Source organism: Longimicrobium sp. (assembly GCF_036399255.1).
Lineage (GTDB): Bacteria > Gemmatimonadota > Gemmatimonadetes > Longimicrobiales > Longimicrobiaceae > Longimicrobium.
Map to the genome: position 1 here is coordinate 40432 of NZ_DASWNM010000116.1, position 8822 is coordinate 49253.

Sequence of the window (8822 nt, forward strand, 5' to 3'; positions counted from 1 at the left end):
ACTTTGCGATTTCCCAGCGGCGAATTCATTCGCTCCAGCGGGCGGACGGCGCGTTGCCAAATGGGATTCGGCAACGAGCATCATTCGCCATCGCCCCTCCGGAAGCCCGGCTGGGGCTCCCGGCGGCGCACACCGTGCGTCAGTGCCCCGCGGGCGCCCGCGGGGCGGCGGTGGCGGGCCGCGCCGCCGCCGCATAAGTTACGCGCGGCTCGCCCTCCGCCCCACTGACGGCGGCAGGGCTTACGGGCGCATCCGCGGGAGCGGGCGCCACCTGACCAGGCTGGACCCATGGCAGAGCAACGCTTTCACGGCCCCAACGCGGGCTACGTGCTCGAGCTTTACGAGCGCTTTACACGCGACCCCGCTTCCGTCGAGCAGGGGTGGCGCGACTACTTCGCATCCGCGTCCCCGGCCGACCTGCAGGCGCTGGAGGCCGCGGCGGCGCCGTCCACCGCGGCGGCGCCCGTGCCGTCCGCCGGCGCGGCGGCCCCGGCGGCGGACATCGAAAAGGTGTTCGCCGCGCGCGAGCTGGGACGCTCCATCCGCGCCCGCGGCCACACGGGGGCCCGGCTGGACCCGCTGGGCGCCGACGCCGCACCCGACCCGGTGCTGGACCCGGCGCGCTACGGGCTGAGCGACGCCGAGCTGGCGCGGCTTCCCGCGAGCGCCATCTTTGGCCACGACCCCCGCTCCGCCAGCGCGCTGGACGAAATCCAGCGGCTGCGGCGCGTGTACATGGGCACGGTGGGATACGAGTTCCTGCACCTGCCCGACCCCGACGAGCGGGGGTGGATTCGCGAGGCGGTGGAGAGCGGCGCCTACGCGCAGCCGCTGCCGGCGGAGCGCAGCCGCGCGCTGCTGGACCGGCTCTCGCAGGTGGAGGGCTTCGAGCGCTTTCTTCACCGCGCCTTCTTCGGGCAGAAGCGCTTTTCCATCGAGGGGACCGACGCCATGGTCCCCATGCTGGACGAGATCATCGCCGAGGCGGCGGGCGCCGGCGCGGACGACGTGCTCATCGGCATGGCGCACCGCGGCCGGCTGAACGTGCTGACCCACGTGCTGGGCAAGCCGTACGCGATGATGCTGGCCGGCTTCAAGGTGGCGCAGGAGGCGGTGGGCCGCGACACGGAGCAGAACTCCGACGAGCCCAGCGGCGACGTGAAGTACCACATGGGGTGGACGGACGAGCGCGACGTGAACGGCAGGCCGGTGCGCGTCCGCCTTTCCCCCAACCCCAGCCACCTGGAGTTCGTCAATCCCGTGGTGGTGGGGATGACGCGCGCCGCCCAGGACGAAACCGCGTCCGCCGGCCCGCCCCGGGTGGAGGTTTCGCGCGCGCTGGCCGTGCTCATCCACGGCGACGCGGCGTTCCCGGGGCAGGGCGTGGTGCCCGAGACCTTCAACATGCAGTCGCTCCCCGGCTATTCGGTCGGCGGGACGATCCACATCATCGCCAACAACCAGGTCGGCTTTACCACCGACCCGCAGCAGGGGCGCTCCACCCGCTACTCCAGCGACCTGGCCAAGGGCTTCGAGGTCCCCGTGGTGCACGTCAACGCGGACGACGCCGAGGCGTGCCTGGCCGTGGCGCGGCTGGCGCACGCGTACCGCCGGCGCTGGGGCAAGGACTTCGTCATCGACCTGGTGGGCTACCGGCGCTGGGGGCACAACGAGGGCGACGAGCCGCTCTTTACGCAGCCGGTGATGTACGGCGTCATCAAGGACCATCCCACGGCCCGCGAGACGCTGGCGAACCGGCTGGTGGAGCAGGGCGTGCTGTCGCGCGAAGAGGCGGACGCGGCGTACCAGCGGGTGCTCGACCAGCTGGCCCGCGTGCTGGAAGAGCTGGGCGACAGGCCCAGGCTCACCGTGCACGACGAGCCGCCCTCGCGCAACGGCAAGGCGCCGCGGGCCACGGCCGTGGCCCGCGGCACGCTGCTGGAGCTGAACCGCGCGCTGCTGGCGCGCCCGGACGGCTTCGTGCCCAACGCGCGGCTGGAAAAGGTGCTGCAGAAGCGCGGCGAGGCCGAGAGCGGCCAGCCCAGCATCGACTGGGGCCACGCCGAGGCGCTGGCTTTCGCGTCGCTGCTGGCCGAGGGCGTGCCGGTGCGGCTGACGGGGCAGGACGTGGAGCGCGGCACCTTCAGCCACCGCCACGCCGTGCTGCGCGACGCCAATACGGGGGCGCGGCTCAACGTGTTCCACCTGCTTCCGCAGGCAAGGGCCAGCTTCGAGATCCACAACTCGCCGCTGTCCGAGATGGCGGTGGTGGGCTTCGAGTACGGCTACAGCGTGGGCGATCCCGGCGCGCTGGTGCTGTGGGAGGCGCAGTTCGGCGACTTCGTGAACGGCGCGCAGGTCATCATCGACCAGTACGTGGCGGCGTCGTACCAGAAGTGGCAGCAGCGCTCGGGGCTGGTCTTCCTTCTCCCGCACGGCTACGAGGGGCAGGGGCCGGAGCACAGCAGCGCGCGGCTGGAGCGGTTCCTTCAGCTGTGCGCCGAGAACAACCTGCGCGTGGCCAACTGCACCACGTCGGCCAACTACTTTCACCTGCTGCGCCGGCAGGCGGCCATGCTGCACGCGGACCCGCGGCCGCTGGTGGTGATGAGCCCCAAGAGCCTGCTGCGCCACCCGCTGGCGGCGTCCGGCATCGACCAGCTGGCGCAGGGCACCTTTCAGCCGGTGATCGCCGACGCGTCCGCGGCGGAGCGGGCCGAGGGCGTTACGCGGCTGCTGCTGTCGTCGGGCAAGGTGTACGTGGACCTGGTGGGCAGCTCCGACGACCAGCGCCGGGAGCGCGCGGCGGTGCCGGGGGTGGAGCGGGTGGCCCTGGGCCGGGTGGAGGAGCTGTATCCCTTTCCCGCGGAGGAGATCCGCGCGCTGGCGGCCACGTATCCCAACCTGCGCGAGATCGTCTGGGTGCAGGAGGAGCCGCGCAACATGGGTGCGTGGACGTACGTGGGGCCGCGGCTGGTGGATGCGCTGGACGTCCCCGTGCGCTACGAGGGCCGGCCCGACCGCGCCAGCCCGGCGGAGGGCTACCAGCACCGCCACCAGCAGGAGCAGAACCGCATCGTCTTTGCCGCGCTGGGCGATTCGCCCCCGGTGGGCCCGCCCGCGCGCCGCGGCGGCGAAAAGCTGATCGGCAAGCGCAAGTGAAAACTGCAGGGAATAGGGAACAGGGAATAGGGAATAGCGGGCAACGGCGCGTGCTGTTGCTGGCTGTACCCTGTCCCCTGTAACCTGTCCCCTTTCTTTCAGAACGTACCGGGAGCACAGAATGCCCGTTGAGATCCGAGTTCCGCCCCTGGGCGAGTCCGTCGTAGAGGCCACGGTGGGCCGCTGGACCAAGAAGGAGGGCGATTCCGTCGCCAAGGACGAGATCCTGGTGGAGCTGGAGACGGACAAGATCACCGTCGAGGTGGCGGCGCAGGCGGCCGGAACCCTTGGCAAGATCCAGAAGAACGAGGGCGACACCGTCGGCGTGAACGAGCTCCTGGGCACGCTGGAGTCCGCCGACGGCGCCACCCCGGCCGACGCGGCGGGGCAGACGGCCTCGGCACGCTACGAGGAAAAGGCGCCGGCGGAGGCCGCGGCCGCACCGGCGGCGGCGGCGGAAGCTCCCGCGGCAGCCGAGGCTTCGGCGGGCGGCGGGCCGGCGGACGCGCAGACGTCGCCGGCGGTGCGCGCGCTGGTGGCGGAGCACGGGCTGGACGTGGCCTCCATCCGCGGCAGCGGCCCCAACGGGCGCGTCACCAAGGAAGACGTGCTCAAGGTGATCGAGGACGGCCGCGCCCGCGCCGCCCAGCCCGCGCCCGCCGCGGCCCCGGCGCAGCCGGCGGCTCCCGCGGCGCCCGCCCAGCCCGCCGCTCCCGCGAAGCCGGCGCGCGCGGCGGACGGGCGCGAGGAGCGGCAGCGGATGTCGCGCCGCCGGCAGACCATCGCCCGGCGACTGGTGGAGGCGCAGCAGACCACGGCCAGCCTGACCACCTTCAACGAGGTGGACCTCAAGGCCATCATGGACCTGCGCAAGGCGCGCCAGGACGACTTCGTGAAGCGCAACGGCATCAAGCTGGGCTTCATGTCGTTCTTCACCAGGGCCGTCATCGGCGCGCTCAAGCAGTTTCCCCGGCTGAACGCCGAGATCCAGGGCGACGAGATCGTCCTGAAGAGCTACTACGACATCGGCATCGCGGTGGGCGCGGAGGAGGGGCTCGTCGTCCCCGTGGTGCGCGACGCGGACCGGCTGAGCTTTGCGGCTCTGGAAAAGGCCATCGCCGAGCTGGGCACCCGCGCGCGCGACGGCAAGCTGGGGCTCGAGGACCTGCAGGGCGGCACCTTCACCATCACCAACGGCGGCGTGTTCGGATCCATGCTCTCCACGCCCATCCTGAACCCGCCGCAGGTGGGCATCCTGGGGATGCACAACATCGTGGAGCGGCCGATGGTGGTGAACGGGGCCATCGAGATCCGCCCCATCATGTACGTGGCGCTCACCTACGACCACCGCATCGTGGACGGCAGCGAGGCGGTGCGCTTCCTGGTGACGGTAAAGCGGATGCTGGAAGATCCCACGGCGATGCTGCTGGAGGGGTGACGGCAGTGCGGGAGTGCGGGAGTGCGGGAGTGCGGGAGTGCGTCAGTGCGTGAGTGCGGAAGTGGATGAGACGAAGGACCTGTCGCGTGGCGGCAGGTCCTTCGTGTTTCGGTTGATAAACCAAATCCTCACACAGATACCACATCCGACAAACTGTCATTCTGAGGGAGGCGCCGTGCGGTGCTTTCCGTACGCTCCGGAGCCTGGCGCCGACCGAAGAATCTTTATCCGAAGCGGCAGGATCTTTCCGTCACGCGGGGTTCCCGGGCTCTGCCCGGAAAGGGGTTCCGCGCGAGGGGAGGGAGATTCTTCGGTCGCGCCAACGGGCTTCGCGACTTTCTTGAAAGGGTGTTGCTAAACCCCCAACCTCACAAAGAAGCGATGACTTCCTGAGGGAGCGCACCACGTGTAACCCGATTTCACACAACCGACTGCGCGCGACCGAAGGACCTGCTCTCCGGCGAGGCGGGGCCGGCTCCATGCCGCGGGACCAGCCCCATCGTTCTGCTGGCGAGGTCCTTCGGTCGGCGCCAAGGTGCAGTGTGCAAGCGAGTTACGAGGTGGCGCCTCCCTCAGGAAGTCAATCACGCGGCGAGGTTTGGCAACACCCCCTGAGAACCCGGCGTGGGCGCTTCCTCAGAATGACGGGTGTTTTCCCGGATTCGGTGTGAGACCCGTCTTTTCAGTTCTTCGAATCGCGGTGCACGTGCAGGTCCGGCCGTCCACCTGTGCGTGTGGGGCGATTGCCCTTTTCGATCTCCACGCGGCCTTCTTCCGAGCCCGTCCACGTGCGCAGGCGCTCGGTGGAAAGCGACTCCAGCAGGTGGTCGAGCAGGATCATGGAATCGAACACGCCGTCCAGCTGCTGTCGCTGGCGATCGGTGGCGCGCGCGTCCATCGTCAGCAGCGCCGCCACCTGCTTGTGGACGTCGTCGCGCAGCATGGCGCGCACCTGCGCCACCGTGCGCTCGCGAACCAGCCGCTGGCGGTGGTGCACGCTCCAGAAGATCAGCCCGTGCACCACGCCCACGACGATCGCCACCAGCGCGGTGACGTACCAGTAGTTGTCGCGCGAGACGCCCACCACGGCCGGCACCAGCAGGATCACCGCGACCCCCAGCGCGCTCAGCCACAACTCCAGATAACGCAGAAACCAGTGCACGCGTGCTTTCCTTGATCCCCTGTAATCTTTGTTCACCCTTGCAGCGGTTGCCGCATCGTTTTCAATGCAAGGATGGGGCAAACGCCGCGGCGCGGCGGACCGCGGTTCCAATCGTCGGATACGCGGCTCCGGTCGGGCCCGGATGCATGCAACCAGGTGTATGATCCCGGGCGCGCTTGCCGGACCGGGCGGCGCGCCCCATGCTTCCCGTCCGCCGCGCCGCACGCCGGGCGCGGCGGGATCGATGAAGACGACATCGTGCGGTGGAGACCACTCCCGCACTCAACGCACTGACGCACTCACGCACTGGTCCCATGGCAGAAGAAACCTTCGACCTCGTCGTCCTGGGCGGGGGGCCCGGCGGCTACGTGGCCGCCATCCGCGCCGCGCAGCTGGGCTTCAAGACCGCCTGTGTAGAAAAGGAGAGCGCGCTGGGCGGCACCTGCGTTCGCGTGGGGTGCATCCCCAGCAAGGCGCTGCTCGACAGCACCGAGCTCTTCGACCAGATCCGCCACAAGAGCAAGCTGCACGGCATCACCGTCGACGAGCCCAGGATGGACGTCGCGAAGATGCACGCGCGCAAGGACGCGGTGGTCAAGTCCAACACCGACGGCGTGGCCTTTCTCTTCAAGAAGAACAAGATCGAGTGGGTGCGCGGCTTTGGCCGGCTCACCAGCCCCGAGACGATCGAGGTGCAGGGCGAGGGCGGCGCGCGCACCCTGCGGGCAAAGCACGTGATCCTGGCCCCCGGCTCCGTGCCCGTGGAGCTGCCGTTCCTGAAGTTCGACCACGAGCGCATCATCGACAGCACCGGCGCGCTCACCATCCCCGAAGTCCCCGGCCACCTGGTCGTCGTCGGCGGCGGGGTGATCGGAATGGAGCTGGGGAGCGTCTGGCTGCGCCTGGGCGCAAAGGTGACGGTGCTGGAGATGGCGCCCACCATCCTTCCCGGCATGGACGCCGAGATCGTAAAGGCCGCCGACCGCATCTTCCGCAAGGAGGGCTTCGAGCTGCGCACCGGCACCCGCGTGACCGGCGCCGAGCGGCGCGGCGACAAGGTGGTGGTCTCGATCGATGGGCAGGAGCCGATCGAGGCGGACTACGTGCTGGTGGCCGTGGGCCGGCGCGCGTACACGGAGGGGATGGGGTTCCAGGAGGCCGGCGTGCGGCTGGAGCGCGGCGTCATCCAGGTGGACGAGCGGTTCCACACCGGGGTCGGCGGCGTCTACGCCATCGGCGACGCCATCGGCGGGCGGATGCTGGCGCACAAGGCCGAGGAAGAGGGCGTGGCCGCGGTGGAGTTCGCCGCCGGCAAGCACGGCCACATCAACTACGACGCCGTGGCCAACGTGGTCTACACCTGGCCCGAGATCGCGTCGGTGGGGATGACCGAGGAAGAGGCGAAGGCCGCCGGGCGCGAGTACCGCGTGGGCAAGTTCCCCTTCCAGGCCAACGGCCGCGCCCGCGCCATGGCCGAGACGGACGGCATGGTCAAGGTGATCGCCGACGCGAAGACGGACCGGCTGCTGGGCCTTCACATCCTGGGCCCCCGCGCCAGCGACATGATCGCCGAGGCCGCGCTGGCGATGGAGTTCCACAGCAGCGCCGAGGACATCGCCATGACGGTGCACGCGCACCCCACGCTCCCCGAAGCGGTCAAGGAAGCGGCCCTCGCCGTCGCCGGCCGCGCCATCCACTTCTAGGCCGCGCCGGCGGCATCCAAGGCGGACGAATCGCCGCGCTCTTCCGGGAGCGCGGCGATTTTCCTTGCGCGGCGGATGTCCGTGCATCATCTTGAACCCGTTCAACTGAACGTGTTCAACAAACGCGTTCGCCTTTTCCTCCCAAAAGCCTGGAGCTTCCCGCGATGTCGCTCCTCAACAAGCGCACGGTCGCCGCCACGCTGGCGGGCGCCGTGGTCTATGGCCTGGTCGCCCGCCTGGCGTTCAGCGATTCGTTGCCGATCGCCGTGCCCATGACGTTCACCTTCATCTTCCTGGTGCCGCTGGCCGTGGGGTACCTGGCGTTCGCGGGCGCGCCGCCGGGCGAGCGCCGTGCGTTCCACGCGGTGCTGATTCCGCTGGCCGCGGCGGTGATGGTGCTGGTCACGGTACTGGCGGTGGGGGTGGAGGGGCTGATCTGCGTGGTGATGATGGCGCCCGTGTTCATGGCGATGGCGCTGCTGGGCGGGGCGCTGGCCTGGATCGTCCGGTCCATCGCCAACCGGCGGCTGCGCGCGTCGGCGCTGCTGGTGGTGCTGGTCCTTCCCTACGCCGCGGGTCCGCTGGAGCAGCGGCTGCCGCAGATGCAGTCGCGGCGCGTCGTGGAGAACCGCATCCGCATCCGGGCGGACGAGGCGGCGGTGTGGAGCCAGATCATCCGCGTCCCCGCCATCCGGCCGGAGGAGTACCACACCACCTTCATCCACCGCATCGGCTTTCCGCGGCCCATCGAGGCCACGCTCTCGCACGAGGGCGTAGGCGGCGTGCGCGAGGCCAGCTTCGAGCGCGGCGTCCTGTTCCGCGAGACGGTGACCGAGTGGACGCCCCTGCGCCGCCTTTCGTTCACCATCGCCGCGGACAGCATTCCCACGAAGACGCTGGACCAGCACGTGACCGTGGGCGGCGAGTACTTCGACGTGCTGGACGGCACCTACGAGATCGTCCCCGTCGCCCCCGGCGAGGTGGAGCTGCGCCTGTGGAGCACGCACCGGCTCAGCACGCACTTCAACCCCTACGCCGCGCTGTGGACGGACTTCGTGATGCGCCAGATCCAGGGCAACATCCTGCAGGTCGTCCGCGACCGCGCGGAGGCACACGGTCCGTCCGCGTCACCGCACGTGGAGAATGGGTCCTGACGTTCTCGGTTCATCCAGATCCGGCAAAAGAACAGTCTCGCGCAGAGGGAACAGAGAAAACCACTCTGATACTTCCAGAACGCGGGATCGTGATGCAAGCTGAGGAGCCACTTTCACCCTCAACTGAGGAGGCTCCGATGATGCTCCATGCGATCGACCTGCACAAGCGTGTGCTCCAGCTGGCCACGATGCACGCCGACGGC

At 69.7% G+C, this 8822-nt stretch carries 5 protein-coding genes; 4 read left to right on the forward strand and 1 reads right to left on the reverse strand.

Annotated features, from left to right (window positions below; genetic code table 11):
* The first annotated feature begins 288 nt into the window (after positions 1-288).
* On the forward strand, positions 289-3162 hold the full coding sequence (locus tag VGC13_RS21295) for a 2-oxoglutarate dehydrogenase E1 component (RefSeq protein ID WP_331127306.1): 2874 nt from the start codon (positions 289-291) through the stop codon (positions 3160-3162).
* A gap of 121 nt (positions 3163-3283) precedes the next feature.
* Positions 3284-4600 (forward strand): 2-oxoglutarate dehydrogenase complex dihydrolipoyllysine-residue succinyltransferase, encoded by a 1317-nt coding sequence (odhB, locus tag VGC13_RS21300; RefSeq protein WP_331127307.1) that lies wholly within the window; start codon positions 3284-3286, stop codon positions 4598-4600.
* A gap of 682 nt (positions 4601-5282) precedes the next feature.
* Here odhB and VGC13_RS21305 read toward each other — a convergent pair.
* Positions 5283-5762 (reverse strand): hypothetical protein, encoded by a 480-nt coding sequence (locus VGC13_RS21305; RefSeq protein ID WP_331127308.1) that lies wholly within the window; start codon positions 5760-5762, stop codon positions 5283-5285.
* A gap of 314 nt (positions 5763-6076) precedes the next feature.
* On the opposite strand from VGC13_RS21305, the gene lpdA reads away from it, so the two are divergent.
* Both lpdA and VGC13_RS21315 read left to right on the forward strand, forming a co-directional pair.
* Positions 6077-7465 (forward strand): dihydrolipoyl dehydrogenase, encoded by a 1389-nt coding sequence (gene lpdA / locus VGC13_RS21310; RefSeq protein ID WP_331127309.1) that lies wholly within the window; start codon positions 6077-6079, stop codon positions 7463-7465.
* Positions 7466-7629: 164 nt separating this feature from the next.
* Positions 7630-8619, forward strand: coding sequence for a hypothetical protein (locus VGC13_RS21315; protein ID WP_331127310.1), 990 nt, complete (start codon positions 7630-7632; stop codon positions 8617-8619).
* The last annotated feature ends 203 nt before the right edge of the window (positions 8620-8822 follow it).